Source organism: Bacillus xiamenensis (assembly GCF_001857925.1).
GTDB classification, from domain to species: Bacteria; Bacillota; Bacilli; order Bacillales; family Bacillaceae; genus Bacillus; species Bacillus xiamenensis.
In genome coordinates this window covers 245,522-261,132 of sequence record NZ_CP017786.1, presented here as the reverse complement: position 1 = coordinate 261,132, position 15,611 = coordinate 245,522, and the positions used below count along the sequence as shown (strand labels likewise).

Genomic DNA, 15,611 nt, shown 5'->3' with positions numbered 1-15,611 from the left:
TTTAGCGTGTAGACAAACCCTCGCATTCTTTGTCAGTCCTGCGTGCCGGTGCTCACGAATGTCAAATTCGCTCCGCGCCGGTACTCATCCTTCCTAGACTGCAAAGGTTTTCATGTCACACTAAAAAGAGGACAAAGGGCTAAAATCAAGATCATTTTAGCCCTTTGTCAATAATCTGAAACGAGCCGACATAGGCTCATTTTTTTATACGGATTCTTTTTGTGTAAAGCGGTATAGATAAGTTAACGTTCGGAAGGCATGTTCGATCTTTGATAGGAATTCTTCATTATTCATTTGAACGACCTCTTCTCGGGGCAGTTGGATGCCGCAAAGGAGCTCCGCTTTCTTGACGGTTTGAACACGTTCAAACAGTGTTTTCAGCTGTTCAGCATCAAGTTCGCTGTGACGGAGTACATCTGGTTTCATATGATCTTTAGACCAAACAAAGTCTTGCGGAATCTTCTTTTGAATCGTGTCCAGCTCTTTTTCGAATAATTGCCCATACTCACCTTTCACTGGAGATTCATAAATGAGCGCAAACCATACAAATACATGAGTTTTCCAAAGCCCAATTTGAAAATGAGGGAGCTTTTTATACCCTCGTTTGCTGTTTGCAAAAGCAACCCACGTATCATTTGGCGGGTTGACTGATCTTCTCGCATGCTTTGCGACGTGAACAAACATTTCGTCTCCTGTAATAGAAGAAAGAAGCGGTGCAAAATGTTCACCAAGTGCCTCAAGCTTTGGTCGGACTCTTTCTTTTAATACGGTCATCCGTTCATCTAACCCGTCAACTGTAAATGTTTCAAAATCTTCATCTCTAAAACGCATCTCAGCCATGTTATGCCTCCTGTATCTTTTCGTTGATCATATTTTATCATAGCTTGGGTCAAGCTCAAAAAAAGATGCACCGCCAGGTCAAAGTTGACGGAGGACAGGGTGCCGGAGTTTAAACATATCGAATTTGTGGTACATAACAAATAGGTAAAGACACAATTTTCAGAATGTCGTTGCGGTTATGCGATCGCTTCATACGATATAAGCAAGAACCAATTCTCTTATGAATTGAATTTTTTATCAATGAAAACTGACAAGGAATGAATCATTCTCTGGAAGGGGCGTTGACCAATGAAGCAAATCGTGAAGCCTGGGTATAGACAAGAGAAGAAGAATCGCATCGCTGTGTGGAGATTAGAGGTTGACTATGAGCTTTCTACGCTTCATGAAGCCATCGAGCAAAAAGATGATATCCAAATTGAACGCAGCAAACGAAAGCTTGAGCGCCTAAGAAAAGAATGGGAGCAGCTCCAAGGGTAAAACAAGGGGAGGTAAAAACGAACCAAGTCATCGGTTCGTTTTTGTATGAAGCTGCTTTTTTCTTGCTTTTACGTACATAATATCAGTATGCTAATACAAATAGGTCTACATAGAAAAGAGGTTTACAGTCTGATGACAAACTGGGTGGAAATTGACCGTCTTGCAAAGCTTTGGGTGAAAGAAGCGGGAGGCCGCATTAAGGCATCCATGCAGGAAGGTCTATCAATTGAAACAAAATCAAATCCAAATGATCTTGTCACAAACATCGATAAAGAAACAGAACGTTTCTTCATTGAAAAGATTCAGTCGACATTTTCAGATCATCACATTTTAGGAGAAGAGGGCCAAGGGGAAGAGGTGACCTCTCTTGACGGGATTGTCTGGATCATAGATCCAATTGATGGCACAATGAACTTTGTCCATCAAAAACGAAATTTTGCCATTTCAATTGGGATATTTGAAAATGGTGTGGGGAAGATTGGTCTTATTTATGACGTCATTCATGACGAACTCTATCATGCGGTCAAAGGAGAAGGGGCCTACATGAATGATATCTTACTTCCGCCTTTAAAAGATATTGCCATTGAAAAGGCCATTGTTGGTATTAACCCGACATGGGCGATTGAAAGCCCGCATTTTGACGCCAAGCCATTTGCCCGTCTCGTACGCGACGTCAGAGGGACACGAACGATCGGATCAGCTGCGCTTGAGCTTGCTTATATTGCAAGCGGCAGAAGTGACGCATATGTCACGTTAAGGCTTGCGCCGTGGGATTATGCGGCCGGCTGTGTGCTCTTGGACGAGGTAGGGGCTGTTTATTCAAACATTCACGGTGAACCACTCACCTTCCTAGATAAAAATAGCATTGTTGCCGGAAATCGATCCATTTGTGAAAAAATCTTGCATGATTACATAAAAGGAAGCGGAAATAAAAGATAAAACAAACCATCACTTCATTCTAATGGAGTGATGGTTTTGTTTGATATAAAACTTTTTGATAAGAGAAATGTCCATACGATTGAAACTTTAAATTGATGTTAAGGCTTGTGAACAGATGTTTGATTTGCTTAGTGAGGTATCCTCTGATTTTATTTCAAGTGAATACAACAAAACATTCCAAAAAGATTAAATAGAATGTCCTCAAATTAAGAGGCATTCAAGGGCTATCTTAGAAATCGCAAGTGAAAGCACTTTTCTTTAAGTTAGATGAGAGTTGAAATGAACGATACATTGGGTGGAGTTTAAAGTGAGTGATGAATGAATCCTCTATATAGAAGGAGCTAGTGAATAAACAAGTATATTGACATGTGAAAATGTTATCATCTTTATCGAGAAACGAAAGGGACGATTCCTCTCATGAAGATGCTGGATGACCATGGATCAAAAAAGAAAGTTCGAAATGCGCTACTATAGAAAGCTGTTATTACGGGCGGGTATCGTATACGTTATCATGCTCATTATATATTGGATAAAATAAAGAACCCCCATCTGGATGAACCAGATAGGGGGCTAAGATTAGCTTAATTTTTCTTTAGCCATTTGAACGGCATCAAAGAAAGTTTTAAGTTGGTCTTGAGGGAATTTTTTGATTAATTGGTTTAAAACCATTAATTCAGTAGAGCTGAACCCAAGACTTTTTGCGATTTTTTGATCAATGACAACATTTCCTTTTTTGTCAAGAACGATAGCGTCTCCAGCAAGATCAGCAAGTCTGATCGCTGAGTTGAAAAACTTTTCAAATTTAGTCGCTTCTTCTTGAGTAAGACCAAGTTCAACAGCTTTCTTAGCATCAAATACTAACTTTCCTTTTTCGTTTTTAGAGATACTTTCACTGAAAACGATTGTAAGAACAGCTGCACGATCTAAGAATTTCTCAGCAGCAGCAGCTTCTTCTTCAGTAAGACCAAGCTCAACAGCTTTCTTAGCATCGAATGTGTAAGTATTGTCTTCCTCGATAAATGAATTAACGAGGATACTAATAACACGCTCGTTCTTCTCCAATAAATCTTTAATAATTTGTTGCTGCTCAAAAGGAATCCCTTTGAAAGTTGCAGCACTTGCTTGCCCAGGAGCTACTGTTGTGAAAGTAAAAATGATAGCTAAAGCGAAAAATACAACAGAGCTGAGCGATTTGCTCAAAAACTTCTTCATGCTTCTTTTCTCTCCCTTTTCTGTTAAATTTTGTTGCAAGAACAGCATACCATGAGAAACTTTGTGGAAGAATAGGAAAAATGTAACTTTATGTTTGAATTTGGAGAACTATAAAAGTTCTTGTCGAAAAATGAGAGGGGGCAGTTTGCTTATATTTGCCAAGTCTATATGATATTTTCAGTTGGATTACTCGGACTTCATAGGTGGTTGGTCTTGATTTCATCCAAAATAAAAAGCCTTCTACATGTAGAATGTAAAAGGCTTTTGATAAATTTTATGATGGTACGTTTAATTTTCTTTTTAATGTAAATCCTGTACCCATGAAAATCATGGCAAACACAATACTTAGACATGTGCCCAGTACGTTTTTTTCTGCAACAGATACCCCAATAAACGCCATACTGACGACTGCAAGTAATGCACATAATAATAGAAGCCATTTGATTTGTTTCATTTGTCTCCATCCCTTTTTTTAGAGTTAATATAAGTTTACAGAAAAACGATCGGCATTTAAAGGGGATTGTGATATAATATGAAAGTTATCTAATTATTTTAGGAGATGAAAATGTGAAACTTCGAAAAGACCTTCGCAACATCGCAATTATTGCCCACGTTGACCATGGTAAAACGACGCTTGTTGACCAATTGCTCCATCAAGCTGGTACTTTCCGTGCGAATGAAAATATCGCTGAGAGAGCCATGGATTCAAATGATTTAGAGCGAGAACGCGGTATTACAATTTTAGCTAAAAATACTGCGATCCATTATAAAGATACACGCATTAATATTTTAGATACACCAGGACACGCCGATTTCGGTGGTGAAGTTGAGCGTATCATGAAAATGGTAGATGGTGTACTTCTCGTTGTGGATGCATATGAAGGCTGTATGCCTCAAACACGCTTTGTGCTGAAAAAAGCACTTGAGCAAAACTTAACACCAATTGTTGTTGTGAATAAAATTGACCGTGACTTTGCACGTCCTGCTGAAGTTGTCGATGAAGTCATTGACTTGTTCATTGAACTGGATGCAACAGAAGAACAGCTTGAATTCCCAGTTGTGTATGCATCAGCAATCAATGGTACAGCAAGTAACGATGCAAGCAAGCAAGATGAAAACATGGAATCGCTGTTTGAAGCGATTGTCAACCACATTCCAAGCCCAATCGACAACCATGAAGAGCCGCTTCAATTCCAAGTGGCACTACTTGATTACAATGATTATGTTGGAAGAATTGGAATCGGCCGTGTATTCAGAGGAACCATGCAGGTTGGCCAGCAAGTTGCTCTAATGAAAGTAGATGGAAGTGTGAAACAATTCCGTGTGACGAAGATTTTTGGTTTCCAAGGGTTAAAACGAGTGGAAATTAACGAAGCGAAAGCTGGAGATCTTGTCGCTGTATCTGGTATGGAAGACATCAACGTCGGTGAAACAGTTTGCCCGGTAGAACACCAAGAGGCACTGCCGATCCTTCGTATTGATGAGCCGACACTTCAAATGACATTTGTTGTCAATAACAGCCCGTTTGCAGGCCGTGAAGGAAAATACGTGACATCACGTAAAATCGAAGAGCGTCTAGAGCAGCAGCTTCAAACAGACGTAAGTCTTCGAGTAGATCCAACGAGTTCACCTGATGCTTGGGTTGTATCTGGACGCGGGGAGCTCCACTTATCGATTCTGATTGAGAATATGAGACGTGAAGGATTTGAACTGCAAGTATCGAAGCCAGAAGTTATTGTAAAAGAAGTGGATGGTGTTCGATGTGAGCCTGTAGAACGTGTTCAAATTGATGTGCCAGAAGAGCATACTGGCTCTGTCATGGAATCAATGGGCGCAAGAAAAGGTGAAATGATTGACATGATCAATAATGGTAATGGTCAAGTTCGCCTGATCTTTACAGTTCCATCACGTGGTCTAATTGGATATACAACTGAATTTCTTTCATTAACTCGTGGTTTTGGTATCTTGAACCATACATTTGACAGCTACCAGCCAATGCAGTCTGGTCAAGTCGGCGGACGCCGTCAAGGTGTACTTGTTTCAATGGAAACAGGTAAAGCGACTGCTTACGGAATCCAAGGCGTTGAAGAGCGCGGTGTGATCTTCGTTGAGCCAGGTACTGAAGTATATCAAGGAATGATTGTTGGTGAGCACAACCGAGAAAACGATCTTGTGGTCAACGTGAGCCGTATGAAACAACAAACAAACGTACGTTCAGCGACAAAAGATCAAACGGTTAGTATGAAAAAACCACGTATTATGTCACTTGAGGAATCTCTTGAGTACTTAAATGAAGACGAATACTGTGAGGTTACACCTGAATCTATCCGTCTAAGAAAGAAAATCTTAGATAAAAACGAACGTGAGAAAGCAGCGAAGAAGAAAAAGCTAGCAGGATTATCTTAAACCCATGAAGAATTAAAAAAGATAGAACCCTGAAAGATAAGGGGAGGGAATCTTTTTGAATGATCAGGAAGTAAGTGAGAATCTATCCTTTTTCGCGATGCTCTTTCGTGTCGATGAAAACCCGCAAACAGGGATGTGGCTCCTGTATGGCACCATCCTTGTTTTAGCGATTATTGTTTTTAAGCTCGGCTTTGCTAGACGCTTACCGATTTTAAAAGCGCTCGTCATTTATTTGTTTTTGATTTTTGGCTGCACGTTCCTCACCTTTCTAGGAATCTTCTTGCCAGTAGCAGAAGGCCTAGTTGTGGCAGCTGCCATTTTAATTATTTATAAAATAAGGCTGCATCGTGCGAAAAAAGAAGGAACAGTGAGTACGTAAAAAAGACCTGAACATGTGTCAGGTCTTTTTTTATGTCTTTTGTTCTTTTTTTTCTTTTTTCTTCTTTTTATCTTTCGTCGCAGGATCTTGATAAAGAGAGAATCTGCCGGTTTTGATGCGTGCTTCTGTCTTTACTTTAATTCTTTCTTGGCAGTCATCGCACATATATGTATGAATCGGTCGATTTCTTAAACGCTTAGCAACGAGTGTATCATCATCAATGGTTTCAAGCTTTTCACATAATGAGCACTTCACTCTCATCATTTTCACCTCACTTTAATGCATTTATTATAGCATGTTTTCTAATCCACTTGAAATCAGTAGAGAAAACGGCTTATATCCCAGGAGATATAAGCCGTTTTCATTATTTTTTCTGATTCATATGATGGTTTGATTGATCATTTTGATTTTTTTCTAACTGCTTTTGATCTTGTTGTTTGAGCTGATCATTCGGCTCATTTGTTGGATCTGTTTCGTTACGGTCGATTTCATTTCGAGGCATCTCTGGCATAACGCGCCCAACAATGGCTGCCAGTTCATCCATAATCCCGCTTACGGGACGGCCTGCTTGAATTTCCTTGCCCATTTCCTTTAAACGGCTCACTGTATCTGGATCAGCGACCACAACAGCATTCGCACCATCTGGATCATTCTTCAGTGCTTTAGCAACTGAATATTTAATGGTTTCTACTTTGCTTCTATCTAAATCATCCTTTACATCAATGCCGACGACAGCATAGCGGCCGATTACGATGGCTGTAGCATCATTTACATCTGCTACGTGCTCAGTCACATTCACTAGATGCTGCGCCACATCTGTTGATGGGCGGGCTTGATCGGGGTTTTTCTTGGATGAGTCTGATACGCGTACTAAGTGCTGGTTTCCGTTTTGCTGGTCTTGAGCCAAAGGCTTCTCCTGGTGCTGGCAAGCGCCTAAAAAAAGAATGGTTTGAATCATGAATAATGTAAAAAATAGTCGCATGTGTATTCCCTCCTTCACAAACTGCATGATTTATTTTATTGTTGAATTAACCTTCTAACTTTATTCATGAAAACATATATTTTAACAATCGTTTTTGGAAAGACAAAGATGAATGAAACCCCGATCAGGAGGCGAAGGACCTGAGTAAAATTTATGTATTAGACACAAATGTGTTATTACAGGATCCGAATTCAATCTTTTCATTTGAAGACAACGAGGTTGTGATTCCGGCCGTTGTGTTAGAAGAAGTAGACTCTAAAAAAAGATATATGGACGAGGTTGGGCAAAATGCACGGCGCGTCTCACGTTTAATTGACGGATTGAGATCTAAAGGAAAACTACATGAAAAAATCACGCTGGAGTCAAAAGGAACGCTGCGTATTGAACTGAACCACCGCTCTTTCCACGAACTTCAAGAAATTTTCATCGAAAAAACAAACGATAATCGAATTTTGGCTGTTGCAAAGAATTTGAGCTTAGAGGAAGAAACAAAGCCGCATGGCCGGCCGGTGATTTTGGTCAGCAAGGATGTCTTAGTTCGGGTAAAAGCGGATGCGATTGGTCTGCAAGCAGAGGATTTCTTAAGTGATCGTGTGCTGCAAAACGAAGACATTGATAACGGCTATCATGAGCTCTATCTTCCAACTGAGCAGTTGAATACATTCTATAAGCAAAATCAATTACCTATAAAAGACGTCACCAATGCCCGGTTAAATCCGCATCAATTTGTCATTATGAAGGGAAATGAAGGCGGTTCTGCTGTGGGCATGCTTGATCAAAAAGCAGAATATGTCAAGCGGCTCATTTATGACCAAGAACATATTTGGGGAATTCGCTCAAAAAATGTCCAGCAAACGATGGCGCTAGAGCTGCTTTTACGCCGCGATATTCCGCTTGTGACACTTATCGGAAAAGCGGGAACAGGCAAAACGCTACTTGCACTCGCTGCTGGATTAATGCAAACAGAGGACCTCGGGATGTTTAAAAAGCTCATCGTGGCCCGCTCTATTGTTCCTGTCGGGAAGGACCTCGGCTACTTGCCAGGCGAAAAAGAAGAGAAGCTCAGACCATGGATGCAGCCGATCTATGACAACCTGGAATTTTTATTTAATACAAAAAAACCTGGGGAACTCGATGCGATCTTAGCGGGGATCGGTTCAATCCAAGTGGAAGCTTTAACGTATATTCGCGGGAGAAGTATTCCGGATCAATTTATCATCATAGACGAGGCGCAAAATTTAACAAAGCACGAGGTGAAAACGTTATTAACACGAGTCGGAGAGGGTAGTAAAATTGTGCTGATGGGAGATCCAGAGCAGATTGATCACCCTTATTTAGACAGCTTCAATAATGGGCTCACATATGTCATTGAGCGCTTTAAAGGCCAGCAAATATCTGGACATGTCAAGCTTGTCAAAGGAGAAAGGTCTGGACTTGCACAGCTTGCAGCTGATTTGTTATAGTCCAGACCCGCCATCTTATGTAATGATTAACTCTTTGACTCCTTTAATTGGTTGAGTGATGTTGGACTGATCCGCGAAATAGACGTGGATTGGTCCTTTTTCTGTGATAGGCTTTCCGTTTTGACTGAAATGGGCAATGCTTTCCATCGCCTTAGCGAGAGGCGCAGCAATCGTTTCTGTTTCTGTGACAAATTCACACGTCTTCGCTTCTTCAAACGGTTCTGCATTTTTCAGCATGTCGCCAAGCTTCATACCAAAGCTGCCTGTGACGAGTCTTTCTTTTTCATACTTCTTCTCTGTTTTTAATGTAGGCGGAAGTGTTTGACCTTCTCTTATGACCCGCTCTTGATCAAGCTCGTGATCCAGCTGAGCCTCTGCACTTGCTGCACCTTTCTTAAAAAATGAATCCATTAAAAACTTGCGGTCATCAAAAATCCATACACTTGGATCAATGGTGATCTTGTACCGTACGTTCCCCTTGATTTGAATAATGCTCATGTTCAAGACAACCCCTTTCCACCTTAAATTATAGAAGTTTTCACATGCTTTGTCACTTTCATAAACATGCATCTCCTTGTACACACTAATCTTACATGAAAGTGAGGGAGGATATTGAGCATGGCATGTCGTGACAATGAAGAACTTCAGCGATTTGTAGAAGAAGCAAAAAAAGTAGCCAAAGATGGCAAAGTAGCATCCTATATTCCTGCTCTCGGTAAAGCGGATCAGACGGATTTATCTGTGGCTGTTTATCATGTAAGTAATACTTGCCACTCAGCAGGGGATGTTGATAAACGGTTCACCTTGCAAAGTATTTCGAAAGTATTAGCTCTGGCACTCGTGCTCTCAGAAGAAGGGCCCAAAAAAGTGTTTCAATATGTTGGCCAAGAACCGACAGGCGATCCATTTAATTCGATGATTAAGCTTGAGACAGCAAGCCCCAATAAGCCGCTCAATCCAATGATTAATGCAGGAGCGCTGGCCGTCACAAGTTTAATAAGAGGTGCAACGCCGCAAGATCAGCTCAACCGCTTGCTCGCTTTTATTAGAGAGCTTGCCAATGACAAAAGCATTACATACTGCAAAGAAACAGCCGCATCCGAATTTGATACATCAATGATTAACCGAGCCATGTGCTATTATATGAAGCAATATCATATCATTAAGGGAAATGTAGAAGATGTCATGGACGTTTACACGAAACAGTGTGCCATCGTGATGAACAGCTTGGATTTGGCGAAAGTGGCTTGTGTTTTTTCATTAGACGGCAGGCACCCAGAGACTGGGAAGCAAATCCTTTCAAAAGATGTCGCTAGAATTTGTAAAACCTTTATGGTCACTTGCGGAATGTACAATGCAAGCGGAGAATTTGCCATTAACATTGGAATTCCCGCCAAAAGCGGTGTTTCAGGTGGTATTATGGGGGCAGCGCCATATGATTTTGGTATAGGTATTTTCGGACCTGCTCTGGATGAAAAAGGGAATAGTATTGCGGGTATTAAGCTGCTTGAGCTCATGAGTGAAAAATATGAGATGAGTATCTTTTAATGACGAATGGCTTCTTTTTATTTTTACAAAGCGAACTGTACAAATCTGCTTGCAATTTTGGGCGTTTCGCTTTATGATAAATAGAAGAATTAGGTACTCGCCTGGGGAACGGAGGGATACTTTTGGCGTCAGAAATTTTAGTCGATCATCGGCAAAAAGCACTGGCTTTATTAAAATTGGATGCAGATAAAATTTTAAAATTGATCCAAGTGCAAATGGACAACTTAACGATGCCGCAATGTCCTCTTTATGAAGAGGTTTTAGATACTCAAATGTTCGGATTATCGAGAGAAATTGATTTCGCTGTCCGGCTTGGATTAGTTGATCAACATGAAGGCAAGAAACTACTCGATAAGCTTGAGAGAGAGCTTTCCGCACTTCATGATGCGTTCACAAGAAAATAATGATTGAAAACTCAAACTTCCACCACATAAGTTTGAGTTTTTTTGTCCGCCATTTTATTTTGATTGATGGCAAACGGACTTGATTCTCTCATGAAAGACGAACAATATAAAAGAGGTAAAACGAGATCAAACGGAGAAAATGTAGTAGAATAAGAACAGCTAAGAGGATATACAACAGTAGAAATAGACGTTAGGAAGAGGATTATATGTTAAAGAGAATGCTAAGATCGTATGACTACTCATTATTGTTCGCCATTATATTAATTAGCGCATTCGGTTTGGTGATGGTGTATAGCTCAAGTATGATTACTTCTGTTATCAGATATGATGCCGCTCCAGATAATTTTTTCAAGAAACAGCTTTTATTTATGATTGTCGGGGCGGTCATCTTAATCTTTACAGCCCTCATTCCGTATCAGCTGCTCTTAAATAAAAAGTTCCAAATTGTGATGCTTTTGCTAGCTGTGTTTTCTCTGATTTATGTGTACTTTGGCGGTCACATTGCAGGGAATGCCAGAAGCTGGATCAAATTAGGCCCTTTTAGTCTGCAGCCAGCGGAATTCGTAAAAATCGTCGTCATTATTTATCTTGCTGCTGTCTATGCCAAAAAGCAGCATTATATTGATCATATTTTAAGAGGAGTTACACCTCCAATTGTGGTTGTCTCCATCCTATGCGGATTTATTATTTTACAGCCAGACTACGGGACAGCTTTTATCATCGGCATGATTGCCCTGGCGATGATTTTATGCTCAGGCTTTAGCGGTAAAACGCTTGCGAAACTGTTAGCTCTATTTAGTGCAGTGATGGTCGTTGTGACGCCGTTTATTATTCTTTTTTGGGATAAAATTTTCACGCAGAATCGTCTTGGACGTTTTGAGAGTTTCCAAGATCCATTTAAAGATGCAGGCGCTTCTGGGCACCAATTGATTAATTCATATTATGCGATTGGATCAGGCGGCTTTTTTGGTCTTGGTCTTGGAGAGAGTGTTCAAAAGTATGGGTACCTTCCAGAGCCTCATACAGACTTTATCATGGCGATCATATCGGAAGAGCTTGGCTTTTTCGGTGTATTTTTTGTTATTGCTCTGCTTGGCTTCATTGTCGTGAAAGGTTTTTATATTGCAAGAAAGTGTGAAGATCCGTTTGGAAGTTTGCTTGCAATAGGAATATCTTCAATGATTGCGATTCAAACGTGTATTAATTTGGGCGGTGTTTCAGGACTTATTCCAATTACTGGGGTCACACTTCCGTTTATCAGCTACGGTGGGTCCTCTATTATTTTACTGAGTGGATGTATGGGAATATTGCTGAATATCAGCATGTTCACTGAATATAAAGAGCGTTATAAAAAGAAAAAATCAATCAGCAAACCATCGATTCAAAAAAGTGGAATGCAGAAAACTTCGAATCTTTAGAAAACAAAAGTGTACAGTTTTCATTTCTTCCTTTATTATAGAGTACATATAAAATTTTAAGGGATATGGAGGAGTGAGAATGTCACAGAGAACAATTCAAAAGGTTCTAGTTGCAAACAGAGGGGAAATCGCTATCAGAGTCTTTAGAGCCTGTACGGAGCTCAATTTACGTACAGTAGCCATTTACTCCAAAGAAGACTCAGGTTCTTATCATCGCTATAAAGCGGATGAAGCATATCTAGTTGGAGAAGGGAAAAAGCCGATTGATGCCTACCTTGACATCGAGGGGATCATCGAAATTGCAAAACGAAATGACGTGGATGCGATTCATCCAGGATACGGATTTTTATCCGAAAACATTCATTTTGCAAGACGATGCGAAGAGGAAGGCATCCAGTTTATCGGTCCAACTTCTCAGCACTTAGATATGTTTGGAGATAAAGTAAAGGCAAGAGATGAAGCGAAAAAAGCTGGAATTCCAGTCATTCCAGGAAGTGACGGGCCAGTTGGTTCGATCAAAGAAGTCGAAACATTCGGTGAAGAATACGGTTACCCGTTTATCATTAAAGCTTCACTTGGAGGCGGCGGCCGAGGTATGCGGATTGTCAGATCGAAAGAGGAGCTAAGTGAAGCCTATGACCGTGCAAAGTCAGAAGCGAAAGCTGCTTTTGGAAATGACGAAGTATACGTTGAAAAGCTGATTGAAAATCCGAAACATATTGAAGTGCAGGTGATTGGGGATAATCACGGCAATATCATTCATTTATATGAGCGTGACTGCTCTGTTCAAAGGCGTCATCAAAAAGTCATTGAGGTTGCACCAAGTGTGTCACTTTCAAAGCAATTACGTGAAGACATCTGCGAAGCGGCTGTTCAGCTGGCGCGAAATGTGTCGTATATCAATGCCGGGACTGTAGAATTCCTAGTCGCCAATGGCGAGTTTTATTTTATTGAAGTCAATCCAAGGATACAGGTCGAGCATACAATCACAGAAATGATCACAGGTGTCGATATCGTTCAAACCCAAATTCTTGTTGCTAAGGGATATGACCTACATAGCAAGGAAGTCGGTATACCAAAACAAGAAGATATCTTTACACATGGATATGCCATTCAATCAAGGGTGACAACGGAAGATCCTTTGAATGACTTTATGCCGGACACAGGAAAAATTATGGCTTACCGTTCAGGCGGCGGATTTGGTGTACGTCTTGATACAGGGAATAGCTTCCAAGGTGCGGTCATTACACCTTATTACGATTCACTTTTGGTCAAGCTGTCCACGTGGGCTCTTACATTTGAGCAAGCTGCTGCTAAAATGGTTCGAAATTTACAAGAATTCAGGATTCGCGGCATTAAAACCAACATCCCATTTCTTGAAAACGTCGCAAAGCATGAGAAGTTTCTAAAAGGGGAATATGATACATCATTTATCGATTCAACACCAGAGCTATTTAACTTCCCTAAGCAAAAAGACCGCGGAACAAAAATGTTAACTTATATTGGCAACGTTACCATTAACGGGTTCCCGGGTATTTCCGAAAAAAAGAAACCTCATTTTGACAAACCAAATGTACCGAAGCTGCCTGTCCATCAAGAGATTCCGTCTGGAACAAAACAATTGTTAGACACGCATGGACCTGAGGGGCTCGCCAATTGGGTAAAAGATCAAAGCGGCGTCCTTTTAACAGATACAACCTTTAGAGATGCACATCAATCTTTGCTTGCGACACGCTTTAGAACACATGACTTAAAGAAAATTGCCCAGCCAACAGCCGGATTATGGCCAGAGCTGTTTAGTATGGAAATGTGGGGCGGTGCTACATTTGATGTGGCGTATCGTTTCTTGAAAGAAGATCCTTGGGAAAGGTTGAAAGAACTTCGTCAAGAAGTGCCAAATACCTTGTTCCAAATGCTTTTAAGATCATCGAATGCTGTCGGATATACAAACTATGCGGACAATGTGATTCAAGCATTTGTCAAGGAATCAGCAGAGGCGGGCATTGACGTGTTCCGTATTTTCGATAGCTTAAACTGGGTCAAGGGCATGACGCTTGCCATTGATTCTGTTCGTGAATCAGGCAAAGTCGCCGAGGCAGCCATTTGTTATACGGGAGATATTCTTGATCCATCACGTCCGAAGTATGATCTGACCTACTATGTCTCTCTTGCAAAGGAACTTGAATCCGCAGGTGCTCATATTTTAGGCATTAAAGATATGGCGGGATTACTGAAACCGCAGGCAGCTTACGAGCTTGTATCTGCTTTAAAAGACGAGCTCACCATTCCAATCCACCTTCATACACACGATACGAGTGGAAATGGACTATTCACCTATGCAAGAGCGATCGACGCAGGTGTTGATATTGTTGATGTTGCGGTCAGTTCGATGGCGGGCCTTACATCACAGCCAAGTGCAAGCTCATTATATTATGCATTAGATGGACATGAAAGAAAGCCAGAAATGAATGTCAAAGCGGTAGAACGTCTTTCTCAATACTGGGATTCTGTCAGAAAATATTATCATGAGTTTGAGAGCGGTATGAATTCACCGCATACAGAAATTTATGAGCATGAAATGCCTGGCGGCCAGTATAGTAACCTGCAGCAGCAGGCGAAAGGTGTCGGCCTTGGCGACCGCTGGAATGAAGTGAAAGAAATGTACAGACGTGTGAATGACATGTTTGGTGATATTGTCAAGGTCACACCTTCCTCTAAAGTGGTCGGAGACATGGCGCTTTATATGGTGCAAAATGATTTGACAGAAGAGGATGTCTACGAAAAAGGAGCAACACTGGACTTCCCAGATTCTGTTGTTGAATTATTTAAAGGCTATTTAGGACAGCCGCATGGCGGATTCCCAGAAAAACTGCAAAAACTGATTTTAAAAGGGGAAGAGCCGATCACTGTAAGACCTGGTGAGAAGCTCGAGCCAGTGGACTTTGAAGAAATTAAAAAGCAGTTCAAAGAATCACATGATCTAACGTTGACAGAACGAGATGCCATTGCCTATGCCTTATATCCGAAAGTCTTTTCTGAGTTTGTTCAAACAGCAGAAAGCTATGGGGATATCTCCGTTCTTGATACACCAACGTTCTTCTACGGGATGAGACTTGGTGAAGAGATTGAGGTAGAAATTGAAAAAGGAAAAACCCTCATTGTCAAACTGGTGTCTATTGGAGAACCGAATCCAGATGCTACAAGAGTCCTTTACTTTGAGCTGAATGGACAGCCGCGTGAAGTGGTGATTAAGGATGAGAGCATTAAATCCTCTGTTCAAGAAAAAATGAAGGCGGATCGCTCAAATCCAAATCACATTGCTGCTTCAATGCCTGGCACTGTCATCAAAGTGCTTGTTGAAAAAGGACAAAAAATTTCACAAGGTGAGCATCTGATGATCAATGAAGCCATGAAAATGGAAACAACGGTACAAGCACCATTCTCTGCAGTCGTGGATGAAATTCATGTCACGAATGGAGAGCCGATTCAAACCGGTGATCTGCTGATTGTTTTAAAACCTGAATAATGAGAGAGACACATCCA

The 15,611-nt window shown here is 40.9% G+C and carries 15 protein-coding genes; 9 read left to right on the top strand and 6 right to left on the bottom strand.

Annotated elements, in window-relative coordinates; all coding sequences use genetic code 11:
- Positions 1 to 204: 204 nt before the first annotated feature.
- Positions 205 to 840 carry a DUF1054 domain-containing protein gene (locus BK049_RS01255; protein ID WP_008354772.1) on the bottom strand — a complete coding sequence of 212 codons (636 nt, stop codon included), beginning with the start codon at positions 838 to 840 and terminating at the stop codon, positions 205 to 207.
- A gap of 288 nt (positions 841 to 1,128) precedes the next feature.
- Between BK049_RS01255 and BK049_RS01250 the strand changes: the two genes are divergently transcribed.
- A complete protein-coding gene (locus BK049_RS01250; RefSeq protein ID WP_008354770.1) occupies positions 1,129 to 1,317 on the top strand; it encodes a hypothetical protein in 189 nt (62 codons plus the stop codon).
- Between the two features lie 132 nt (positions 1,318 to 1,449).
- On the top strand, positions 1,450 to 2,256 hold the full coding sequence (locus tag BK049_RS01245; RefSeq protein ID WP_071167671.1) for an inositol monophosphatase family protein: 807 nt from the start codon (positions 1,450 to 1,452) through the stop codon (positions 2,254 to 2,256).
- Between the two features lie 576 nt (positions 2,257 to 2,832).
- Here the strand turns inward: BK049_RS01245 and BK049_RS01240 are convergent.
- On the bottom strand, positions 2,833 to 3,468 hold the full coding sequence (locus tag BK049_RS01240) for a hypothetical protein (RefSeq protein WP_008354767.1): 636 nt from the start codon (positions 3,466 to 3,468) through the stop codon (positions 2,833 to 2,835).
- A gap of 274 nt (positions 3,469 to 3,742) precedes the next feature.
- Entirely contained in the window at positions 3,743 to 3,922 is a 180-nt protein-coding gene (locus BK049_RS01235) for a DUF5325 family protein (protein ID WP_008354764.1), read from the bottom strand.
- 113 nt (positions 3,923 to 4,035) lie between these two features.
- Here BK049_RS01235 and typA point away from each other — a divergent pair, with 113 nt between their 5' ends.
- Complete coding sequence (typA, locus tag BK049_RS01230; RefSeq protein WP_008354762.1) at positions 4,036 to 5,874, top strand: translational GTPase TypA; 1,839 nt, start codon at positions 4,036 to 4,038, stop codon at positions 5,872 to 5,874.
- Positions 5,875 to 5,971: 97 nt separating this feature from the next.
- Positions 5,972 to 6,253, top strand: coding sequence for a YlaH-like family protein (locus BK049_RS01225; protein WP_051009092.1), 282 nt, complete (start codon positions 5,972 to 5,974; stop codon positions 6,251 to 6,253).
- Positions 6,254 to 6,283: 30 nt separating this feature from the next.
- Here the strand turns inward: BK049_RS01225 and BK049_RS01220 are convergent, their stop codons facing one another.
- Together BK049_RS01220 and BK049_RS01215 are read right to left on the bottom strand one after the other, a co-directional pair.
- The gene (locus BK049_RS01220) at positions 6,284 to 6,514 is read right to left on the bottom strand and encodes a YlaI family protein (protein ID WP_008354758.1); all 231 of its coding nucleotides are present in this window, start codon (positions 6,512 to 6,514) and stop codon (positions 6,284 to 6,286) included.
- A gap of 103 nt (positions 6,515 to 6,617) precedes the next feature.
- Complete coding sequence (locus BK049_RS01215) at positions 6,618 to 7,235, bottom strand: YhcN/YlaJ family sporulation lipoprotein (protein WP_008354755.1); 618 nt, start codon at positions 7,233 to 7,235, stop codon at positions 6,618 to 6,620.
- A 140-nt stretch (positions 7,236 to 7,375) separates the two neighbouring features.
- Between BK049_RS01215 and BK049_RS01210 the strand changes: the two genes are divergently transcribed.
- Positions 7,376 to 8,698: a PhoH family protein gene (locus BK049_RS01210; protein WP_034738124.1), complete on the top strand. Its 1,323-nt coding sequence runs from the start codon at positions 7,376 to 7,378 to the stop codon at positions 8,696 to 8,698.
- Between the two features lie 15 nt (positions 8,699 to 8,713).
- On the opposite strand, the gene BK049_RS01205 is transcribed toward BK049_RS01210, so the two are convergent.
- Entirely contained in the window at positions 8,714 to 9,196 is a 483-nt protein-coding gene (locus BK049_RS01205) for a hypothetical protein (RefSeq protein ID WP_071167670.1), read from the bottom strand.
- Between the two features lie 120 nt (positions 9,197 to 9,316).
- Between BK049_RS01205 and glsA the strand changes: the two genes are divergently transcribed.
- The 4 genes from glsA (at position 9,317) to pyc (ending at position 15,594) form a co-directional block, all read left to right on the top strand.
- Complete coding sequence (gene glsA, locus BK049_RS01200) at positions 9,317 to 10,246, top strand: glutaminase A (protein ID WP_008354749.1); 930 nt, start codon at positions 9,317 to 9,319, stop codon at positions 10,244 to 10,246.
- A 122-nt stretch (positions 10,247 to 10,368) separates the two neighbouring features.
- Positions 10,369 to 10,650: an Fpa/YlaN family protein gene (locus BK049_RS01195; RefSeq protein ID WP_008354747.1), complete on the top strand. Its 282-nt coding sequence runs from the start codon at positions 10,369 to 10,371 to the stop codon at positions 10,648 to 10,650.
- A 206-nt stretch (positions 10,651 to 10,856) separates the two neighbouring features.
- Positions 10,857 to 12,068 (top strand): putative lipid II flippase FtsW, encoded by a 1,212-nt coding sequence (gene ftsW / locus BK049_RS01190; RefSeq protein ID WP_008354745.1) that lies wholly within the window; start codon positions 10,857 to 10,859, stop codon positions 12,066 to 12,068.
- Between the two features lie 79 nt (positions 12,069 to 12,147).
- Complete coding sequence (gene pyc / locus BK049_RS01185) at positions 12,148 to 15,594, top strand: pyruvate carboxylase (RefSeq protein WP_071167669.1); 3,447 nt, start codon at positions 12,148 to 12,150, stop codon at positions 15,592 to 15,594.
- Positions 15,595 to 15,611: the final 17 nt, after the last annotated feature.

Excerpts from the sequence above, each read along its gene's own strand:
- BK049_RS01255 (WP_008354772.1), bottom strand. The coding sequence starts at position 840 with ATGGCTGAGATGCGTTTTAGAGATGAAGATTTTGAAACATTTACAGTT.
- BK049_RS01250 (WP_008354770.1), top strand. The coding sequence starts at position 1,129 with ATGAAGCAAATCGTGAAGCCTGGGTATAGACAAGAGAAGAAGAATCGC.
- BK049_RS01245 (WP_071167671.1), top strand. The coding sequence starts at position 1,450 with ATGACAAACTGGGTGGAAATTGACCGTCTTGCAAAGCTTTGGGTGAAA.
- BK049_RS01240 (WP_008354767.1), bottom strand. The coding sequence starts at position 3,468 with ATGAAGAAGTTTTTGAGCAAATCGCTCAGCTCTGTTGTATTTTTCGCT.
- BK049_RS01235 (WP_008354764.1), bottom strand. The coding sequence starts at position 3,922 with ATGAAACAAATCAAATGGCTTCTATTATTATGTGCATTACTTGCAGTC.
- BK049_RS01225 (WP_051009092.1), top strand. The coding sequence starts at position 5,972 with ATGCTCTTTCGTGTCGATGAAAACCCGCAAACAGGGATGTGGCTCCTG.
- BK049_RS01220 (WP_008354758.1), bottom strand. The coding sequence starts at position 6,514 with ATGAGAGTGAAGTGCTCATTATGTGAAAAGCTTGAAACCATTGATGAT.
- BK049_RS01215 (WP_008354755.1), bottom strand. The coding sequence starts at position 7,235 with ATGCGACTATTTTTTACATTATTCATGATTCAAACCATTCTTTTTTTA.
- BK049_RS01205 (WP_071167670.1), bottom strand. The coding sequence starts at position 9,196 with ATGAGCATTATTCAAATCAAGGGGAACGTACGGTACAAGATCACCATT.
- glsA (WP_008354749.1), top strand. The coding sequence starts at position 9,317 with ATGGCATGTCGTGACAATGAAGAACTTCAGCGATTTGTAGAAGAAGCA.
- ftsW (WP_008354745.1), top strand. The coding sequence starts at position 10,857 with ATGTTAAAGAGAATGCTAAGATCGTATGACTACTCATTATTGTTCGCC.
- pyc (WP_071167669.1), top strand. The coding sequence starts at position 12,148 with ATGTCACAGAGAACAATTCAAAAGGTTCTAGTTGCAAACAGAGGGGAA.